At 70.5% G+C, this 19,740-nt stretch carries 8 protein-coding genes; 3 read left to right on the forward strand and 5 right to left on the reverse strand.

Translation table 11 applies throughout. From position 1 onward, the window contains the following. Positions 1 to 96 precede the first annotated feature (96 nt). Positions 97 to 420: an EthD family reductase gene (locus SLQ33_RS06735; RefSeq protein ID WP_319453024.1), complete on the forward strand. Its 324-nt coding sequence runs from the start codon at positions 97 to 99 to the stop codon at positions 418 to 420. Continuing rightward, positions 420 to 722: a DUF503 domain-containing protein gene (locus tag SLQ33_RS06740; RefSeq protein ID WP_319453025.1), complete on the forward strand. Its 303-nt coding sequence runs from the start codon at positions 420 to 422 to the stop codon at positions 720 to 722. Before SLQ33_RS06735 ends, SLQ33_RS06740 begins: the two co-directional genes overlap by 1 nt. Here the strand turns inward: SLQ33_RS06740 and SLQ33_RS06745 are convergent. The 4 genes from SLQ33_RS06745 to SLQ33_RS06760 are packed head-to-tail and all read right to left on the reverse strand — an operon-like array spanning position 719 to position 17,622. After that, positions 719 to 1,525, reverse strand: coding sequence for a tyrosine-protein phosphatase (locus SLQ33_RS06745; protein WP_319453026.1), 807 nt, complete (start codon positions 1,523 to 1,525; stop codon positions 719 to 721). The two genes, SLQ33_RS06740 and SLQ33_RS06745, sit on opposite strands and share 4 nt — an antisense overlap. Beyond that, positions 1,525 to 2,745, reverse strand: coding sequence for an acyl-CoA dehydrogenase family protein (locus SLQ33_RS06750; RefSeq protein ID WP_319453274.1), 1,221 nt, complete (start codon positions 2,743 to 2,745; stop codon positions 1,525 to 1,527). The genes SLQ33_RS06745 and SLQ33_RS06750 overlap by 1 nt, the downstream gene beginning before the upstream one ends. Positions 2,746 to 2,778: 33 nt before the next feature. After that, positions 2,779 to 5,217, reverse strand: coding sequence for a PEP-utilizing enzyme (locus SLQ33_RS06755; RefSeq protein WP_319453027.1), 2,439 nt, complete (start codon positions 5,215 to 5,217; stop codon positions 2,779 to 2,781). A 6-nt stretch (positions 5,218 to 5,223) separates the two neighbouring features. Next, positions 5,224 to 17,622 carry a type I polyketide synthase gene (locus tag SLQ33_RS06760; RefSeq protein WP_319453028.1) on the reverse strand — a complete coding sequence of 4,133 codons (12,399 nt, stop codon included), beginning with the start codon at positions 17,620 to 17,622 and terminating at the stop codon, positions 5,224 to 5,226. 297 nt (positions 17,623 to 17,919) lie between these two features. On the opposite strand from SLQ33_RS06760, the gene SLQ33_RS06765 reads away from it, so the two are divergent. Next, positions 17,920 to 18,258: a DUF732 domain-containing protein gene (locus tag SLQ33_RS06765; protein ID WP_319453029.1), complete on the forward strand. Its 339-nt coding sequence runs from the start codon at positions 17,920 to 17,922 to the stop codon at positions 18,256 to 18,258. Between the two features lie 90 nt (positions 18,259 to 18,348). On the opposite strand, the gene SLQ33_RS06770 is transcribed toward SLQ33_RS06765, so the two are convergent. Next, on the reverse strand, positions 18,349 to 19,680 hold the full coding sequence (locus tag SLQ33_RS06770; RefSeq protein WP_319453030.1) for a 2-polyprenyl-6-methoxyphenol hydroxylase-like oxidoreductase: 1,332 nt from the start codon (positions 19,678 to 19,680) through the stop codon (positions 18,349 to 18,351). Positions 19,681 to 19,740 lie beyond the last annotated feature (60 nt).

Raw genomic sequence — 19,740 nt, forward strand, 5'->3', positions numbered from 1 at the left:
CCGTACGCGCCGCGTCCGTCGGTTTCGCTACGAGGCGGGCAACTCGAAGGGTGCCCTGGACGCGCAGCGCGTCGAGTCGCGGTCCAAGATGATGGAATGTCTGAAACGAAGATCACGGTCATCTACGACAACCCGACCGACCCAGGGGACTTCGAAGCGGCCTACGAGGCCGAACAGTTGGAAGCCGCACGCAAGATCCCGGGCCACACTCGGTTCGAGGCGTCGAAGGTGTGGCCGAAGGAGGACGGGTCGCCGACTCCCGCGTACCGCATGATCGACCTCTACTACTCCGACTACGACGCGGCCTGCGCGGCGGTCACCACCCCGGAAGCCGGCGCGTTCTTCCAGGCCATGGCTCGGCTGTCGACCGGCGGGGTCCGCGTGCTGATGTCGGACGTCGAGGTGCCCCAACAACGCTGATGTCGACGTGGATTGGCTGGCTGGAGTTCGACCTGTTGCTCGGCGACGTCCATTCCCTGAAGCAGAAGCGGTCGGTGGTGCGTCCGCTAGTGGCCGAATTGCAGCGGCGCCTGAGTGTTTCGGCCGCGGAGACCGATTCGTTGGACCTGCACCGTCGGGCCGGCGTCGGGATGGCCGTGGTCGCCGCCGACCGGGCGCACGTCGTCGACGTGCTCGACGCGGCTGAGCGCCTGGTGGCGGCCCGCCCCGAGTTCGAATTGCTCTCGGTCAAGCGGCGGCTGCTCAACAGCGACGACGACTAGCCAATCAGGTTGGACCGCAGCCGATCTACCTGGCCGGAAGTCACGCCGATGGCGTCCAGGTAGCCGGCGGGCGAACCGTAGTCGGCCTCGATCGTCTGCCAGGCGGCGTCGAGGTACTCCTCGCGAACCCCGAGCACTTCCTCGTTGAGCCGGGCCTCCGCGAAGGTGAAGATTTCGTCGGTGGAGACCGCGGCAGTGCGGTTGCGCAGGGACGCGAGGATGCTCACGCGAAGTCGGGGGACGGCGTCGTTGCTACGCAGAAAGTCGGCCAGGATGGTGTCGCGGTCGACGCCCACCGCCTCGAGCACCGTCGCTACGGTGAACCCGGTGCGGTCCTTGCCTGCGAAGCAGTGCGCGATGACGGGGCGCTCGTCGGCCAGCAGCGAGATCACCTGGCGCACCGCAAGTTTGGCACCCGGGAGGCCCGGAAAACGCAGGTACTCGTCGGTCATGAAGCGTGCTGCCGCGTCGGCGACGTCTTCGTCGTCGGACTTCTGGATCACCATCTTCTCGAAGGCATCCTCGTGCGGAGCCCCCGCGCCCGGCTTGGCGAGCTCCTGGAACGGCAGTCGGTGGATCACGACACCGTCGGGCACCTGGCCAGCCCCTCGCCGCTCGACCTCGCGATCGGACCGCAGGTCGGCGACGTCGCTGATGCCGAAGCTCGACAGCGCCTTGCGTCCGCCGTCGTCGAGACCGCTGAGCTCACTGGACCGAAAGAACCGGCCGGGACGGATGCCCGTCTCCTCGGCGACGTCGCGAAAGTTCCACGCGCCGCCCAGTTCCCCGCCGCTCGACCGCACTAGGGCGTCACCGCCGCGGCGAATGCCGACTTCTCCCGGCCGAGCTCACCGCGCGCGATGGTGCGCATGTGCACCTCGTCGGGACCGTCGAACAGCCGCATCCCCCGGTGCCAGCCATAGAGCCGGGCCAGCACGGTGTCGTCGCTGATACCCGCTGCGCCATGCACCTGGATGGCGCGGTCGATCACATTGCAGGCCATCTGCGGGGCCACCGCCTTGATCATCGCGACGAGATGCCGCGCGTCCTTGCTCTGGTTGCCGTGCTCGTCGATCACCCACGCGGCCTTGTGACACAGCAGCCGGGCCTGATCGATCTCGTTGCGCGACAGCGCAACCTGCTGCTGCACCACACCCTGTTCGGCTAGTGGCTTGCCAAAGGCGATGCGGTTGTTCACCCGGTCGATCATCAGCGCCATCGCCCGCTCGGCCACGCCGATGGCGCGCATGCAGTGGTGGATGCGGCCGGGGCCCAACCGGGCCTGCGCGATCACGAAACCGCCGCCCTCCTCGCCGAGCAGGTTGGCCACCGGCACCCGCACGTTGTCGAAGCTGATCTCGCAGTGCCCGTGCTGGTCCTGCCAGCCGAACACCGGAAGCGACCGCTCCACCGACACCCCAGGAGTGTCGATCGGTACCAGGATCATCGACTGCTGCTGATGGCTGGCGGCGTCCGGATTGGTGCGCCCCATGACGATGAGGATCTTGCAGCGCGGATCGGCCGCCCCGGAGATCCACCACTTGCGGCCATTGATGACGTAGTCGTCGCCGTCACGCAGCATGGTCGTCTCGATGTTGCGCGCATCGCTGGAGGCCACCGCGGGCTCCGTCATCGCGAATGCACTGCGGATCTCACCGTTGAGCAACGGCTCCAGCCACTGCTTGGACTGCTCCTCGGTGGCGAACAGGTGCAGCGTCTCCATGTTGCCGGTGTCCGGCGCCGCACAGTTGGTGGCCTCGGGGGCGAGCTCCATGCTCCAGCCGGTGAGCTCGGCCAGCGGGGCGTACTCGAGGTTCGTCAGCCCGGACTCCGAGGGCAGGAACAGATTCCACAACCCGCGGTCCTTGGCCAGCTTCTTGAGGTCCTCGACCACCGGCGGCACCGTGTGGTCATCGCGCCCCGCCGCCAGCCGATAGGCGTCGTACGACTCCTCGGCCGGGAACACGTGCTCCGTCATGAACTCGGAGAGCCGATCGTGGTAATCCTGACCCTTGGCTGACATCGCGAAGTCCATGACCGTCACGATAGACACCCGTCAATCGCCGACTACCGTCACCTCTCCCGTCGCGCCATCCACCTCGATCAGCGCGCCCGTCGGCAGCCGGCTCGCCGCACCGCGGACGTTCACCACGCAGGGCACGCCGAACTCGCGCGCAACGATCGCCGCGTGCGATATGGGGCCGCCCAACTCGGTCACCACCGCCGCCGCGTAGGCGAACGCGGGCGTGTACCCGATGTCGGTGACCTTCGCGACGAGCACTTCGCCTGGCAATAGGTCGTCGATGTTCTCGGGCCGCACGACCCGCACCCGGCCGCGCACCTTGCCGCCGCAGACGCCAAGGCCGCGCAGGGATTCGCCACTGACCAGCACCTCGCCCGCCGACGGCATCGGGTGCCACTGCCCGCTGAACGCCTCGGGCGGGGCGAACCGTTCGAGGTCGTGCTGCTCGGTGCGGCGCCGGGCGACGACGGCCGCGACGTCGGGCGGCATCGCCTCTAGCTCGTCGACGAGCAGGTAGAACACGTCGTCGACCTCGCCAAGCTGCCCGGCGTCGACGAGCCGGCTGCCGTACTCGCGCAACAGCGTGCGCAGCACCCAGATCGCGCGCACCATCCGGTCGCGCCGCACCTCGCGTTCGCGCAGCTGGCTGGCCGCCGCGATGGACACCGGGAACGCCCATTTCGGCACGCCGGACGTCGCGGCCACGCCACGGGGCGCCGCAGTCGCCGCCTTCGCGACGATCCGCATCAGCAGCGTTGGATCGTCGGCGTACGTCACTGCGCGCATCTCGACCTCGCCCGGCCCCCGATGCCCGATGATCGCCAACTCGCGGTACAACTCGGCGACGAACTGCGGCGCCTTGGCCGTCACGTCGTCGAGCGTGAGCTCGGGGCGGGCCAGCGCCTCGGTCACCGCCGGGTCGCGACGGGCGGCCTCCGCCAGCCGGTGCACCGCGCTCAGCGACTGCGCACTGGCCACCTGCGGACCCGCCGCGGGCATCACGTCGCGTCCGCACAGCAGGCGCAGGATCACGCCGTACGCGGTGCACACCAGGATCGACGCCGACGCCAGCACCCACCCGTGCACGACGTGGTCGCGCGCCGCCACGATGACCGTCCGCAGCCGGTCGTCGTCCATGTCTTCGGCGTTGGCGGCTTGCATCTCCAGCCGCGCCACGTCGGCGACGAAGTCGCGTGAGTCGCGGTGCGAGCCCGCGGACAGGACGAGCAGGTTGTTCGCGAACGTCGCGACGGCGCGCAGCTGCTTGCGCAGCCCGCGCGGCTCGACGGGCGGCTGCTCGGGCCCGAAGAGGTCAAGCCCCTCGGCGGTGCGGCCGAAGAAGCCCGAAAGGATCATGTCGGGTTTGACGAGTGGCACCGTCAGCGCCATGAAGTAGCCCGACGTGATGCCGGCGTACAGGCGGTGGCCGAACACTCCGGTGGTGCGCACCGACATCTCGCGCTCGACGACCCCGCCGGGGCGAAGTCGCGCGGCGATCACCATGGCGGCTGCGCGGGTGCCGCGCACCGACACCGACGCCGACGAGGGGGAGAAGGGCCCGGGCAGCGCTTCTGACAGGTTGGTCGCGATGAAGGCGGGGAAGCGGGGGTCGATGGGGGTGTCGAACTCGCCGTTGGAGCCGTCCGGCCCGGCGGGCACGGGCACCACCCCGTCGGGCGCCGACGCGTCGAACGCGGGGATCGCACGGACGCGCGGCAGCCGGCCGGGGACGGCAACGAGCTTGTCTCCGAACGCGATTCGGCCGCGAGTCGCGAGTGCGAAGTCCACGACGCACTCGTCCGCGGTCCACGACGGGGCGCCCCACCGGGCGGGCAGCCGGGTCGGGTCGAGGGTCGGTTGCGTCGCGACCAGTCGCGCGGGGCCGCCGCGGGCGAGCCGCCGGGGCACCCGCAGCACCGGTCGCCCGACGGCGGCGGCGATGGCGCGAATGCTGGTGTGGCCTCCTGCGACGACGTCAACGGTGCCCGGTTCGAGGTCTGGGTCGAGCAGCGCGCGGACGAAGATGCGTTGCACGTCGTCGGGGTGGACCACGTCCAACGGCTGGTCCGCCGATCCGTCGCCGTCGAGCACCGCTGGTCCGGTGAACGCGCGCAGGGTGGCGTCGACGACGTTGCGGCCCAACGGGAGTGCGGAGCGAATCCACGTCACGGCGGCGTCCGCGGGGGGCTGCGCCGCGACGACAACGCGTCGAATGTCGGCCTCGGCGGCGGTCTGGGCCACGACGGCGGTCTCCTCGGCGTCGGATCCGCAGTGGGCGACGGCCTCGGCACCGACGAGCACGTGCCGAAGCGTGGCCGCATCGCGGACGTCGATCTCGAGGAACACCACTGAGCCAGGCCAACTCTCGGGCCGACTCGAGCCGACGCCGATGACGTCGTGGCCGAGGCTGACGAGCCGTGCGGCTACGCCCTGGCCGAGCGGACCTTCGACTCCGGCGACAATGGCCCTCACGCGCGGCTAGTCGTCGTCATCGTCACTGAACGCCGCGAGCAGCTCCTGCAGGTCCATGTCCGCGATGTCTTGGGCGCGGTCGGCAGGCTCCGCGGCGCCGTCCTCGGCCACGTCGCTCTGGCCAGCCAGGTCGAGCAGCATGTCCAGCACCCCGGCCTGCCGGAGTCGCTTGATGGGGATCGACGACACCACGCGCTGCAACTCCTCGTCGACCTTGTTGGCCGCGGGTGCCGCCTCGTCCTCGTCGCTGAGCTGGGTGCGGAAGTACTCGGCGAGCGCAGCGGGGTTGGGGTAGTCGAAGATCAGCGTCGGCGACAGCACGAGTCCCGTTGCGGCCTTGAGCCGGTTGCGCAGTTCGACGGCCGTCAGCGAGTCGAAGCCGTGGTCCTGGAACGCCAGGTCCGGCGCGATGGCGTCGGGGGTCGGCAGGCCGAGCACGGTCGCCATGTGGGAGCGGACCAATCCGAGCAGTACCTCGTGCTGGTCCTCGGTCGGCAACCCGGACAGCCGCGCCGTCAGGGCCGAGCGGGACTGGGCGGCGGCCAAGGAGTCGCCGACCTGACGCCGGGCCGGGCCCGAGATCAGGTCGTTGAACATCGGTGGCAGCGTGCCCGCTGCCGACTTGGTCCGCAGCGCGGCCCGGTCGATGCGGGCGGGGACGAGGAACGGTTCGTCGACGACGAGCGCCTCGTCGAACAGCCGCAGCGCGTCGTCGACGGGCATCGCCAGGATGCCGTCGCGGTTCAGCCGCGCCAGGTCCGCCTTCTCGAGGTGACCCGTCATGCCGCTGGCCTGTTCCCACAGCCCCCAGCCAAGCGACATGCCGGGCAGGCCTTGGGCCCGCCGCGTCGTCGCCAGCGCGTCGAGGTACGCGTTCGCGGCCGAGTAGTTCGCCTGTCCCGACGCGCCGACGAGCCCGGCCATCGACGAGAACATCACGAAAGCCGACAACTCGAGGTCGCGCGTCAGGTCGTGCAGGTTCCACGCCGCGTCGACCTTGGCCCGCAGCACGGTGTCGATGCGGTCGGGGGTCAGCGACGTCACGACCGCGTCGTCGATCACGCCTGCGGTGTGGAACACGGCGGACAGCGCGTGTTGGTGGTCGACCCCGGCGAGCACCTTGCCGAGCGCGTCGCGGTCGGCCACGTCGGCGGCCACGACGTTGACCGTCGCTCCCGCACAGGTCAATTCGTCGACGAGCTCGGTCGCACCGGGAGCGTCGAGCCCGCGCCGCGACACCAGGAGCAGGTGGCGCACGCCGTGGTGGCCGACGACGTGGCGGGCCACCGACGCGCCCGCCATGCCGGTGCCGCCGGTGATGAGCACGGTCCCCGAGGCCCAGGTGTCGGGCATCGTCATGACGACCTTGCCGATGTGGCGGGCCTGGCTCAGGTACCGCAGCGCAGCGGGCGCCCGTCGCACGTCCCACGTCGTCACCGGGAGCGGCTTCAGCACGCCGGTGCCGCTCAATGCCGCGACACCGGAAAGGATTTGGGCGACGCCGTCGGCGCCGGCCTCGAACAGGTCGAAGGCGCGGTAGCGCACGCCGGGGTGGGCGGCCGCAACGGTGTCGGCGTCGCGAATGTCGGTCTTGCCCATCTCCAGGAACGCCCCGCCGCGTGGCAGCAGCCGCAGCGACGCGGCGACGAAGTCACCGGCCAGCGAGTCGAGCACGACGTCCACCCCGCGGCCGCCCGTCACCGACAGGAACTTCTGCTCGAAGTCCAACGTGCGGGAGTCGCCGATGTGGTCGTCGTCGAAGCCCATGGCGCGCAACGTGTCCCACTTGCCGCGGCTGGCCGTCGCGAACACCTCGAGGCCCCAGTGCCGGGCCAGCTGCACGGCCGCCATGCCGACGCCGCCGGTGGCGGCGTGGATGAGCACCGATTGGCCCGGCTTGGCGTCGGCGAGCTGACGCAGCGCGAAGTAGGCGGTGGCGAAGCCGACGGTGAAGCCGGCGGCCTGCGGGTAGTGCCAGTCGTCGGGCACGGGAAGCACCACGCCGGCGTCGGTGGTCGCGACGGTTCCGGTGCCATCGGGGAACAGGCCCATGACACGGTCGCCGACGGCGACGGTCGTCACGGCGGCGCCGACTTCGGTGACGACGCCCGCGGCCTCGATGCCCATCACGGCGTCGCCGGGGTAGAGCCCGAGCGTGATCATCACGTCGCGGAAGTTGGCCGCGATGGCGCGGATCGCGACCCTGATGCGTCCCGGCTCCAGCGCTGCGTTGGCGTCCGGAATCGCTTCAAGGACGAGGTCGTCAAACGTGCCTGGCGTGCCGACGGCCAGCCGCCACGGCGCCTCGTCCGCGGGCGGGGTGAGCACGGCCTCGGCGGCCCGGCTCGGCACGACGCGCGCGACGTGAAGCACGCCGTCGCGGATGACCACCTGTGGCTCGCCGAGTGCGTGGGCGGCCGTGGGGTCGACTGGCTCGCTCGTGTCGGTGTCCACCAACACGATTCGGCCTGGGTGTTCGGTCTGAGCGGCCCGGATCAGGCCCCACACCGTGGCGGCTGCGATGTCGGTGACGTGCTCACCAGGCAGCGCGACGGCGCCGCGGGTCACCACGACCGACACCCCGGCGGGCTCCGCCAGCCACGTCTGCACGCGTTCGAGCGCGACGTGCGTGGCCGCGTAGACGTCTGCGAGCTCGGATCCCGTCGTGCGCAGCTCGAATACGGGAAGCTCGCCGTCGGTAACCGGGGCGGCCTCGGTCGCCGGCGCAGGGGACCAGATCACCTCGAACAACTCGCCGCCCGACGTGCCGCCGACCGCGGCCGCCAACTGTTGCGCGGACACGGGGCGAGCCACCATCGCGGCGACCGAAAGCACCGGAAGTCCGAGTCCGTCGGCCAGGTCGATGGACATCGACGACGGACCCGTCGGCGCGATCCTGGCCCGCACCGCTGATGCCCCGGAGGCGTGCAGCGACACCTTCTGCCAGGAGAAGGGCAGCTGGATTTCGTCGCCAGCGGTGCTGAGCACCACGGCGTGCAGGGCGCCGTCGAGCAGTGCCGGGTGAACGCCAAAACCGCTGGCCGGCACGTCCTGTGACATCTTGACCTCGGCGAACACCTCGTCGCCGCGCCGCCACATCGCCGTCAGCCCCTGGAACGCCGGACCGTACTCGTAACCCCGGGCCGCCAGCACCGCATACGCGTCGGTGACGTCCACCTCGCGGGCGCCCACCGGCGGCCACACCGACAGGTCTGCGCCGGGCGCGGACACCTCGGTGGCGAGCTCGCCCTCGGCGTGTAGCACCCAGGCCGCGCCATCGCCGTCGGGCCGCGAGAACACCGACACCACACGCGAACCCGCCCGATCCGGCGCGCTCACCACGACCTGGACCGAGACACCCTCGGGTGGCAGCACCAGCGGAGCGTGCAGCATCAGTTCTTCGACCACGTTGCAGCCGACCTCGTCACCCGCGCGGATCGCCAACTCGACGAAGCCCGCGCCGGGGAACAGCACCACGCCACTGACGGCGTGGTCGGCGAGCCACGGCTGCGTCGCCACCGCGAGTCGACCGGTCAGCACGACGCCACCGGTGTCGGGTGACTCGACCACCGCGCCGAGCAACGCATGCTCGGTGGCGCCCAATCCAAGCCCCGTCGCGTCGGAAGCGCCCGCGCGGTTCGAGAGCCAGAAGCGGCGGCGCTGGAAGGCGTAGGTCGGGAGGTCGATGAGCCGGCCTCCGTCGCACACGCGGCGCCAGCCCACCTCGACACCCGCCACCGACAACTCGGCCAGCGCGCTGAGCAGGGTGGTCGGCTCGGAGCGGTCCTTGCGAAGTGCCGACACCGCAACGGGTTCGGTGCCTGACTCGGGCTGCGCGAGCGTCTGTTCGACCGACGCCGTCAGCCCGCTGGCCGGGCCGACCTCGAGGAAGCGCGTGACGCCCGCGGCAGCGCAGGCACGCACGCCGTCGGCGAACCGGACGGCGTCGCGGACGTGGCGCAGCCAGTAGTCGGCTGTGCCGAAGTCCGGCCCGGCGACGTCACCGGTGACGTTCGAGATGACCGGAATGGTCGGGGCGCTGACGGACATCCCGCTGGCGACGGTGTTGAACTCCAACATCATCGGATCCATCAGCGACGAGTGGAAGGCGTGTGACACGGCGAGTCGGTGCACGCGGCGGCCCTGTTCGCGCAGCGTCTCGGCGATGGCCGTCACGGCGTCGTCGGGGCCCGAAATCACCACGGACTCCGGCGCGTTGACGGCGGCGATGCCGACACCGTCGCGCAGCAGCGGCGCGACGGCGGACTCGCTTGCCGCGATCGCGAACATCGCTCCGCCCTCGGGCAGCCGTTGCATCAGCCTGCCCCTGGCGACCACCAATGCCGACGCGTTCTCCAGGGACAGCACGCCCGCGACGTGAGCGGCCGTCAGCTCGCCGACGGAGTGCCCGATCAGGTAATCCGGTCGCACACCCCAGGATTCGAGCAGCCGGAACAGTGCAACCTCGACGGCGAACAGTGCGGGCTGAGCGAACTCGGTGCTGTCGAGCAGCGCGTCGTTGGCACCCCACATGACGTCGCGGATCGGGCGCAGCAGGTGCCGGTCCAGTTCGATGGCGGTGGCGTCCAGGGCTTCGGCGAAGACGGGGAACGCCGCGTAGAGCTCGCGGCCCATGCCGAGGGCTTGCGAGCCCTGGCCTCCGAACACGAACGCGGTCTTGCCCGCCGCGGTGGCGCGGCCGCGGATCGCGTCGGACTCGCCGGAGGCAAGCCCTTCGAGGCCGCTCAGCAGCTCGTCCCGGTCGGCGCCGAGCACGACGGCACGGTGGGCGAACGTGGAACGGCCGCCGAGCGTCCATCCGACGTCGAGCACGTCTGCGTCCTGGTGCGCTGCGACGTAGTCTGCGACCCGGCGGGCCTGAACCGCCAGCGCATCAGGGGTTTTCGCGGAGACCAGCCACGGGACGACGGGCGAATGGCGTTGGACGTCGGCAGCCGGGGCAGCGTCTGCGGCGGGCGGCTCCTCGATGATGACGTGCGCATTGGTGCCGCTGATGCCGAACGACGACACCCCGGCGCGCCGGGTGGCCTGATGCGCCGGCCATGGCCGTGGCTCGGTGAGCAGGGAGATCGCGCCCATCGACCAGTCCACGTGTGGGGTCGGCTCGTCGACGTGCAGCGTGGCCGGAAGCGAGTCGTGGCGCATCGCCATGATCATCTTGATCACGCCCGCCACCCCGGCTCCTGCCTGACTGTGGCCCATGTTCGACTTGATCGACCCCAGCCACAGCGGCTGTGTCCGGCCCTGGCCGTACGTCGCCAGCAGGGCCTGCGCCTCGATCGGGTCGCCGAGCGTGGTGCCGGTGCCGTGTGCCTCGACGGCGTCCACGTCCGACGGCGCGAGCCCGGCGTTGGCCAGCGCCGCACGGACGACGCGCTGCTGGGCCGGGCCGTTGGGCGCAGTCAGCCCGTTCGACGCGCCGTCCTGGTTGATCGCCGAACCGCGCACCACCGCCAGCACGGGGTGGCCGAGCCTCCTTGCGTCGGAGAGTCTTTCGACCAGTAGCACGCCGCCGCCGTCGGCGAAGCCGGTGCCGTCTGCCGCGCCTGCGAACGCCTTGCAGCGTCCGTCCGCGGACAGCCCGCGCTGCCTGCTGAACTCGACGAAGATGTCGGGCGTCGCGTTCACGGTGACGCCGCCGGCCAGGGCGAGGTCGCATTCGCCGAGGCGCAACGCCTGCACGGCCATGTGCAGTGCGACGAGCGACGACGAGCATGCAGTGTCCACCGACACCGCGGGGCCCTCGAGCCCGAGTACGTACGAGACCCGGCCCGACGCCACGCTGGCGGCCTGGCCGGTCAGCCGGAAGCCCTCGACGCCGTCGGAGTCCATCCCGTAGCCCTGAGCGATGATCCCGGCGAACACGCCGGTCGCGCTTCCGCGCAGGTCCGCGGGGTCCAACCCGCCGCGTTCCAGTGCCTCCCAGCACAATTCGAGGAAGACGCGCTGCTGCGGGTCCATCGCCAGCGCCTCACTGGGCGAGACGCCGAAGAAGCTCGCGTCGAAGCCAGCCACGTCGTCGAGGAAACCGCCGGTGCGGGCGTAGGACTTGCCGGGTGCGTCGGGGTCGGCGTTGAACAGCCCAGCCAGATCCCAGCCGCGGTCGGTGGGGAAGTCGGTGAGCACGTCGCGGCCGGCGGCCACCATGTCCCACAACGCCTCTGGTGAGTCCACGCCTCCCGGGTAGCGGCAGGACATGCCGACCACGGCGACCGGCTCGTCGATCACCGACAGTGCGGTGGGGGAGTGCTCGATGGCCAGCGGCGCTCCCGCGAGTTCGGTGCGGATGTAGCCCGCCAACGCCGCCGGAGTGGGGTAGTCGAAGATGAGCGTGGGCGAAAGGGCAAGTCCGGTGGCGACTTTGAGCCGGTTGCGCAGCTCGACGGCGGTCAGCGAGTCGAAGCCGTGATCGGAGAACGCGAGGTCGGCAGAGATGGCGTCCGGCTCGACGGTGCCAAGCACGGTGGCCATGTGGACGCGCAGCAGGTCGAGCACCACCGCTTGCTGCTCCTGCTCGGAGCGGCCTTGCAGCCGTTGCGCCAGTGCGGACTTCGACTTGGCGGCCACGAGCGAGTCGTCGACGCGGCGCCTTGCCGACGAGCTGGCCAGCTGGCTGAACATCGGGGGCAGCACGCCCTGGGCGGAGCGGGTCCGCAGCGCGCTCCGGTCGATGCGGGCCGGGGCCAGCAGCGCCTCGCCGACGACCAGTGCGGTGTCGAACAGCTCCATCGCATCCTCGGTCGACATCGCCAGGATGCCGTCGCGGCCCAGCCTGGACAGGTCGGCCTCTGCGAGGTGGCCGGTCATGTCGCTGGCCTGGTCCCACAGCCCCCACGCCAGGGACGTCGCCGGAAGGCCGTTGGCGCGGCGGTGAGCGGCGAGCGCGTCGAGGAACGTGTTCGCCGCGCCGTAGTTGCCCTGTCCGGACGAGCCGACGACGCCTGCCATCGACGAGAAGAGCACGAACGCACCGATGTTCGCGTGGCGCGTCAGTTCGTGCAGGTTCCAGGCCGCGTCGACCTTGGCCCGCAGCACGGTGTCGATGCGTTCGGGGGTCAGCGATCCGATCACCGCGTCGTCGAGTACGCCGGTGGCGTGCACGACGGCGGACAGCGGGACGTCCAGCCCGGTCAGCAGCGCGGCCAGCTCGTCGCGGTCGGCGACGTCGGCGGCGACGATCCGGACGTCTGCGCCCGCCTCGGTCAACTCGGCCGCGAGCTCGGCGGCGCCAGGCGCATCGGGGCCACGGCGCGACACCAGCAGCAGGTTCGTGACGCCGTGGTGCGCGACGACGTGGCGGGCCACCGACGCGCCCGCCATGCCGGTGCCGCCGGTGATGAGCACGGTGCCCTTGGCCCACGCGTCGGGCATCGTCATGACGATCTTGCCGATGTGGCGGGCCTGGCTCAGGTAGCGCAGGGCCGCGGGGGCGCGGCGCATGTCCCACGTCGTCACCGGAAGCGGGGTGAGGACGCCCGATTCGAACATCTCGGACAGTTCGACGATGTACTCGTGCATCCGGGGCCGGCCCGGTTCGAAGAGGTCGAAGGCGCGGTAGCGCACACCCGGGTGGGCGGCCGCGACGGCGTCGGCGTCGCGGATGTCGGTCTTGCCCATCTCCAGGAACACCCCGCCGCGCGGAAGCAGCCGCAGCGAAGCGTCGACGAACTCACCGGCCAGCGAGTCGAGCACGACGTCGAAGCCGCGGCCGCCGGTGACGTCGAGGAACTTCTGCTCGAAGTCCAGGGTGCGGGAGTCGCCGATGTGGTCGTCGTCGAAGCCCATGCCGCGCAACGTGTCCCACTTGCCGCGGCTGGCAGTGGTGAACACCTCGAGGCCCCAGTGCCGGGCCAGCTGCACCGCGGCCAGCCCGACGCCGCCGGTGGCGGCGTGGATCAGGATCGACTGGCCGGGCTGCACCTGGGCCAGTTCGCGCAGCCCGTAGAACGCGGTGGTGAACACGACGAGCACGGCGGCCGCCTCTGCGTCCGTCCAGCCGTCCGGGATGGGTGCGATGAGCCGCGCGTCGGCGGCGACGACGGTGCCGGTGCCCTCGGGGAACAGGCCCATCACGCGCTGCCCGACGACGAAGTCCGTCACGTCCGGGCTGACCTCGGTGACGACGCCCGCGGCCTCGCTACCGAGCAGCGCATCGTGGGTGAACATGCCCAGCGTGATCATCACGTCGCGGAAGTTGGCCGCGACGGCGTGAAGCTCGACCCGGATGTGGGCCGGCGGCAGCGGGGCGTCCGAATTCGGCACCTCTTCGAGCGCGAGGTTGTCGAACGTGCCCGCTTCGGTGACCCCGAGCCGCCACGGCTTGCCCGAATCCGGCGGCACCAGAATCGAATCCGCTCCGCGACTGTGCACCACTCGCGGCGCGTGCAGTGCGCTTGCGCGGACGACCAGCTGCGGTTCGCCGACAGCCAGGATGGTCGCGACGTCGGCGCTGCCCACCACGTCGGCGATCACGATGCGGCCAGGATGTTCGGTCTGCGCGGCCCGCACCAGGCCCCACACCGCGGCACCCGCCAGGTCAGTGACGTCCTCGCCGGGCAGCGCGACCGCCCCGCGTGTCAGCACGACCAGCACGCCGGTCGGCTCGGCCAGCCAGGACTGGATGCGGGCCAGCGCCTGATGCGTGGTCGTGTGGACGCGGGCCGCCAGATCGGCGGAATCGGTTGCCACCGGCTCGGATTCGAACACGATGACGTCGCCGGGTGCGGCCGGAACAAGCTCCGGTGCGGCCACGGGTGACCACTCGACTTCGAAGAGCTCACCGCCGCTCGGCCCGCGCGTTGCGCTGGCGAGCTGCTCGGCGGTGACGGGACGGGTGGTCAACGACCCCACCGACAGCACCGGCAGCCCGAGTCCATCGGCCAGGTCGATCGACACCGAGTGGGCGCCGGTCGGGGTCAGCCGCGCCCGCAGCGACGTCGCGCCCGCGGCGTGCAAGGACACCTGCTGCCACGAGAACGGCAGCGCCAGTTGATGATCCGAGGCGGCCAAGGCCAGCGCGTGCAGGGAGGCGTCAAGCAGAATGGGGTGCACGCCGAATTCGTTGGCCTGCACGTCCTGCGGAACGGAGACCTCCGCGAACACCTCGTCGCCGCGTTGCCACATCGCGGTCAAGGCGCGGAACGCGGGCCCGTACTCGTAACCCCGTTCGGCGAGCGAGGCGTAGGCGTCATCGACGTCGACCGCCACCGCACCGGGCGGGGGCCACGCCGACAGCTCGGCACCCGGGGCGTCGGCGGACGCTACGACGATCGCCTCTGCGTGCAGCACCCAGCTGCCACCCTCTTCACCGGGTAGCGAGAACACCGCCACCGCACGGGAACCCGACTCGTCAGGCGGACCGACGACGACCCGCACCGGTACGCCGGACGGGGCGATCACCAACGGCGCCTGCAGCGTGAGTTCCTCGATGGTCGGGCAACCGACCTCGTCGCCGGCGCGGATCACCAGGTCCACGAAACCGGCTCCGGGGAAGAGCACGACGCCGTTGACGGCGTGATCGGCCAGCCACGGATGGGCCGAAGTGGCCAGTCGGCCGGTTAGCACCACGTGGCCCGACTCGGGCAGCTCGATGACGGCGCCCAGCAGTGCGTGTGCAGCACCGGCGAGCCCCAACCCGGTGGTGTCCGTCGAGCCGGACCCGCCGCCCGACAGCCAGAACCGCCGCCGCTCAAAGGCATACGTGGGGAGGTCCAACAACTCCCCTGGCCCGCACACGTCGCGCCACGCGACCGGGATGCCGGAGGTGAACGCCTGCGCGACCGAGGTGAGGAACCGCTCGAGCCCGCCGTCGTCCCGTCCGAGCGAGGGCACCACCACCGGGTCGTCCGGGGTGTCGGTGCAGTCGTTGACGGTGTCCTCGATGCCGGCGATCAGCGCCGGGTGCGGGCTGCACTCGACGAACGCGCGGTAACCCTTGCCGCACGCGGTGCGAACGGCCTTGTCGAATTCGACGGTCTGGCGGATGTTGCGGTACCAGTAGTTCGCGTCCAGGAAGGCCGTGTCGATCGGCTCGCCGGTCACGGTGGAGATGAAAGCCGTACGCGTAGAAGAGGGTTCGATGCCGGCCAGTGCTTCGAGGAGCTGCTCGCGGATGGCCTCCACCTGAACCGAGTGCGAGGCGTAGTCGACGTCGATCCAGCGGGCGCGGATCTCGAGCGCCTCGCACTGGCGCACCAGTTCCTCGAGCGCCGTGCGCGCACCGGAGATGACGACGGCGGAGCGCCCGTTGACCACCGCGATCGACGCGTCGTCGGCCACGTCAACCAGGAGCTCGCGCGCTCGGTCCGCACTGCACGCCAACGACACCATGCCGCCCGGGCCGGAGAGCGCCACCAGCAGCTTGCTGCGCAGTGCGACGACGCGCGCGGCGTCGCGCAGCGAGAGCGCGCCCGCGACGTAGGCAGCGGCGATCTCTCCTTGTGAATGCCCGATGACCGCATCGGGTGCGACGCCACACGACCGCCACAGCTGCGCCAATGACACCATCACGGCGAACAGTGCGGGCTGGACGACGTCGACGCGGTCGAGCCCGGGCGCGCCTGGCGCACCGCGCAGCACGTCGACGAGCGACCAGTCGACGAACTCCGACAACGCGTCGGCGCAGGCCTGCAGCTGTTCGGCGAAAATCGGTGAGGTGTCGAGCAATTCGATACCCATGCCGAGCCACTGGCTGCCCTGGCCGGGGAACACGAAGACCGTCTTGCCCGTCGGTGTCGCGTGTCCGACGGTGACCTTCGGGCCGGGCGCGTCGGCGGCGAGCTCCGTCAACCCCTGCTCGAGTGCGGCGCGATCGGCGCCGAGCACCACGGCGCGGTGGTCGAACGTCGCGCGGCCCGCGAGCGTCCACGCGACGTCGTGCGGGTCGGCGTCGGGGTGGCTCTGCAGATGGGTGGAGAGCCGGCTCGCCTGTGCGCGCAGGGCCGCAGCCGACTTGGCCGACAGCACCCACGGCAGCGTCGGAGCGGTCGACTTCTCGATGGGCGCAGCCGTCGGCGCGGGCGCCTGCTCGACGATCACGTGAGCGTTGGTGCCGCTGATCCCGAACGACGAGATGCCCGCGCGCCGCGAGCCGTCCCGAGCTGGCCACGGCTGGTTCTCGGTCAGCAGCGACACCGCACCCGCGGTCCAGTCGACGTGCGGCGATGGCGCATCGACGTGCAGCGTGGCGGGCAGCGTCTCGTGGCGCATCGCCATGATCATCTTGATCACGCCGGCCACCCCAGCCGCGGCCTGCGTGTGACCCATGTTCGACTTCACCGAGCCCAGCCACAGCGGCGTCGGCCGGTCCTGACCGTAGGTGGCCAGCAGCGCCTGGGCTTCGATCGGGTCGCCGAGCGGAGTTCCTGTGCCGTGCCCCTCGACGATGTCGACCTGCGCGGCCGTCACCCCCGCATTCGCCAGCGCCGCGCGCACCACGCGCTGCTGCGACGGGCCGTTGGGCGCCGTCAGCCCGTTGGAGGCGCCGTCCTGGTTCACCGCGGACCCACGCACCACCGCGAGCACGGGGTGCCCGAGGCGCAGCGCGTCGGACAGCCGTTCAACGACGAGCACGCCGCCGCCCTCGGCCCAGCCGACGCCGTCGGCCGCACCGGCGTAGGGCTTGCACCGACCGTCGGGCGCCAGGCCGCGATGCCGGGCGAACTCGACGAAGATAGTAGGTGTGGCGTTCACGGTGACACCGCCCGCCAAGGCCAGGTCGCATTCGCCGAGGCGCAGCGCCTGCACCGCCATGTGCAAGGCCACCAGCGACGACGAGCAGGCCGTGTCCACGGACACCGCCGGCCCTTCCAGCCCGAGCACGTAGGCGACGCGGCCCGACGTAACGCTCGAGGTCATGCCCGTCAGCCGGTAGCCCTCGATGGCGTCGCTCGCCATGCCGTACCCGCCGGAGATGACGCCGGCGAACACGCCCGTCGCGCTGCCCCGCAACGTGCTCGGATCGATGCCGCCGCGTTCGAGCGCCTCCCACGCGAGTTCGAGTAACAACCGCTGCTGAGGGTCCATCGCGAGCGCCTCGGTTGGCGCGATCCCGAAGAAGCCCGCATCGAAGTCGGCCACGTCGTCGACGAAGCCGCCGGACGTGGCATACGACTTGCCGGGCGCGTCCGGGTCCGGATCGAACAGGCCTGCGGTATCCCAGCCTCGGTCGGCGGGCCACTCGGACACGACGTCGCGCTTCTCGTCCACCATCTGCCACAGGCGTTCGGGGGAATCGACCCCGCCGGGGAACCGGCAGGACATCCCGACGACGGCGATCGGCTCGCCGGACCGCTCCACGAGGGCGCGGTTCTGGGTCTTCAGCCGTTCGACCTGGACGAGGGCCTTTCGGAGCGCCTCGGTTGCGTGTTCGAGTTGGTTGACCATGCGGTCCTATCCGTCGTCTGACCGTCGCGGGTGTGGCTGCGCCGACGGTCTGCGACGCTGCGGGTGAAGCGCTGCGTCGCGGATTCGGGGTCGGTCGTGGGTGCCTGTCGTCATGAGCTTGCCGAAATGGTACGTAGGCGGCGGCGGCGCCGCCCACGTACGGGTGGGCTAAGCAGTTCGAAGCCTGTCAGCTGGCTACCAAGAATTCGTTGAGAATCTGCCAAGATCCTGTTCCGAAGCTGTGTGTAGAGCTCGCAAAACGCGGGCAAAACCACCACAGAAGGAAACCGTCTCACTATGTTCAGCAACCGCATCGCCGCCGTCACTGCATCCACCATCGCCGCCGCAGCCTTCGGCTTCGCCGCCTTCGCGGGCGCCGCCACTGCCTCGGCCAGCACGGTCGACGACCGATTCCTGACCAACATCGACGCCGAGGGCATCGCCTTCGACACGGCTCAGGGCGCCATCGAGGACGCCCACCTGGTCTGCTCCTACCTCGCCGACGGCGACACCGGAGTCACCATCGCCGGCGAGATCCTCGACAACAGCGACCTGACCGCCCGCCAAGCCGCCGTCTTCGTCGTGGAGGCCACCAGCGCCTACTGCCACGCGTACATGGACCAGGTCACCGCCTAGCGCCCTCTCCTTGCACCGCCGAACGACGATTACCGCCACGCGAAACTCGAAAATCGCGTGGCGGTAATCGTCGTTCGGCGGTGAAGGTTTCTAGGCGGTCAGCACTCGCCGTAGCCGTCCGGGTCGCAATAGAGCGGTGAGCGGGTCGACGAGCACGATGGTCCGGAAGTAGGTCTCGGTGAGCTCGACGTCGTGGGCCGCCGCCGCGAATGTCTTGTTGATCCACCAGTTCATGAGCCGCTTCGGAATCGAACGCCAATCATCTGCGGGCGTGATGCTGAAGTCGATGAGTCGGTTGGTGCGCCAGATCGGGGCCAACTTCTTGGCGGCCGTGCGGAAGTAGCGCCGACTCACGTCGTCGGTGTCGGATTCTGACAGGCAGCGGTGAAGTGCCGCCGCCTGCAAGCCCGCCGACGTCATGCCCTGGCCCCACACCGGATTGAAACTGCAGACCGCGTCGCCGATGACGAGCAGCCCTTTCGGAAAGCGTGTGAGTTTGTCGTACCGTCGCCACACGCTCGCGGGGTAGCGCGCCGCGGACACGTCGCCCAGCGGTTCCGCGGCGCGCAGTGCGGCCATGTAGTGAGCGGGCAGCAAGTCGGCGGCGAACGCCAGCACGCCGGTGAGGTCGGTGGGTAGCTCATGCCCGGCGATTCCGATGAGCGTGAGGATTGCGGTGTCGTCCTCGTAGGCCAACATACCTGCACCGCTTGGTCTTTCGAGGGTTGGAGCGACGACCGCGACCTTGTCGGTGAGCGCGCCGACGGGGATGCGGAAGAACTGACTCGAATAGCTCAGATTCACGGCGTACTTCTGGTCCACCGGGCGGTCGTACCCATGACCTTCGAGGAATGCCGGCGTGCGGGCCGACCGGCCGGTGGCGTCGACCAGCAGATCGGTCTCCAGGACCTGTGTTTCACCCGTCGCGCGGTCGACGATCCGGACTGCACTGACTCGGTCGGGCGGACCGACGATCGGCTCGACCACGTCGTGACCGTCCTGGAACGTGACGTTCTCGAGCTGACTTACTCGCCGACGGACGTGGTGCTCCAACAGCGGTCGACTGGCCAGGAGGATGACGATCTGATCAGGTGAGGTGAATCGGCCCGTCCGGCATAATTCGTGAGCGCCGAACCGCAGGTAGAGCGGCGACGGGTCGGTGGGGTCGGGAAGGTGCGCCCCGGCGGCGGCGAGTTCATCGAGCAGCCCGGGGAACAGTTCGTCGGCGTAGGTCGAACCCGGACTGAGCATCATGTGCAGGTGCCGGCCCTGGGCGACGCCGCGGCGCTGAGCCACCGTTTCAGGCAACACGTCGCGCTCCACCACGGTGACGGATTCGTAGAAGTCGGAAAGCACCCGGGCGGCGAACAGTCCGGCCATGCTGGCGCCGCAGACCACGGCACTCTTGCGGCGTTGATGCACGTCGGTTCCTCCCTGAAATGCCCCGACCCGCAACGCCACCCTGACATCGGGGAGAAGACC

This window comes from Mycobacterium sp. RTGN6 (assembly GCF_033804605.1).
Taxonomy (GTDB): domain Bacteria; phylum Actinomycetota; class Actinomycetes; order Mycobacteriales; family Mycobacteriaceae; genus Mycobacterium.

Excerpts from the sequence above, each read along its gene's own strand:
- SLQ33_RS06760 (WP_319453028.1), bottom strand. The coding sequence starts at position 17,622 with ATGGTCAACCAACTCGAACACGCAACCGAGGCGCTCCGAAAGGCCCTC.
- SLQ33_RS06750 (WP_319453274.1), bottom strand. The coding sequence starts at position 2,745 with ATGTCAGCCAAGGGTCAGGATTACCACGATCGGCTCTCCGAGTTCATG.
- SLQ33_RS06740 (WP_319453025.1), top strand. The coding sequence starts at position 420 with ATGTCGACGTGGATTGGCTGGCTGGAGTTCGACCTGTTGCTCGGCGAC.
- SLQ33_RS06765 (WP_319453029.1), top strand. The coding sequence starts at position 17,920 with ATGTTCAGCAACCGCATCGCCGCCGTCACTGCATCCACCATCGCCGCC.
- SLQ33_RS06735 (WP_319453024.1), top strand. The coding sequence starts at position 97 with ATGTCTGAAACGAAGATCACGGTCATCTACGACAACCCGACCGACCCA.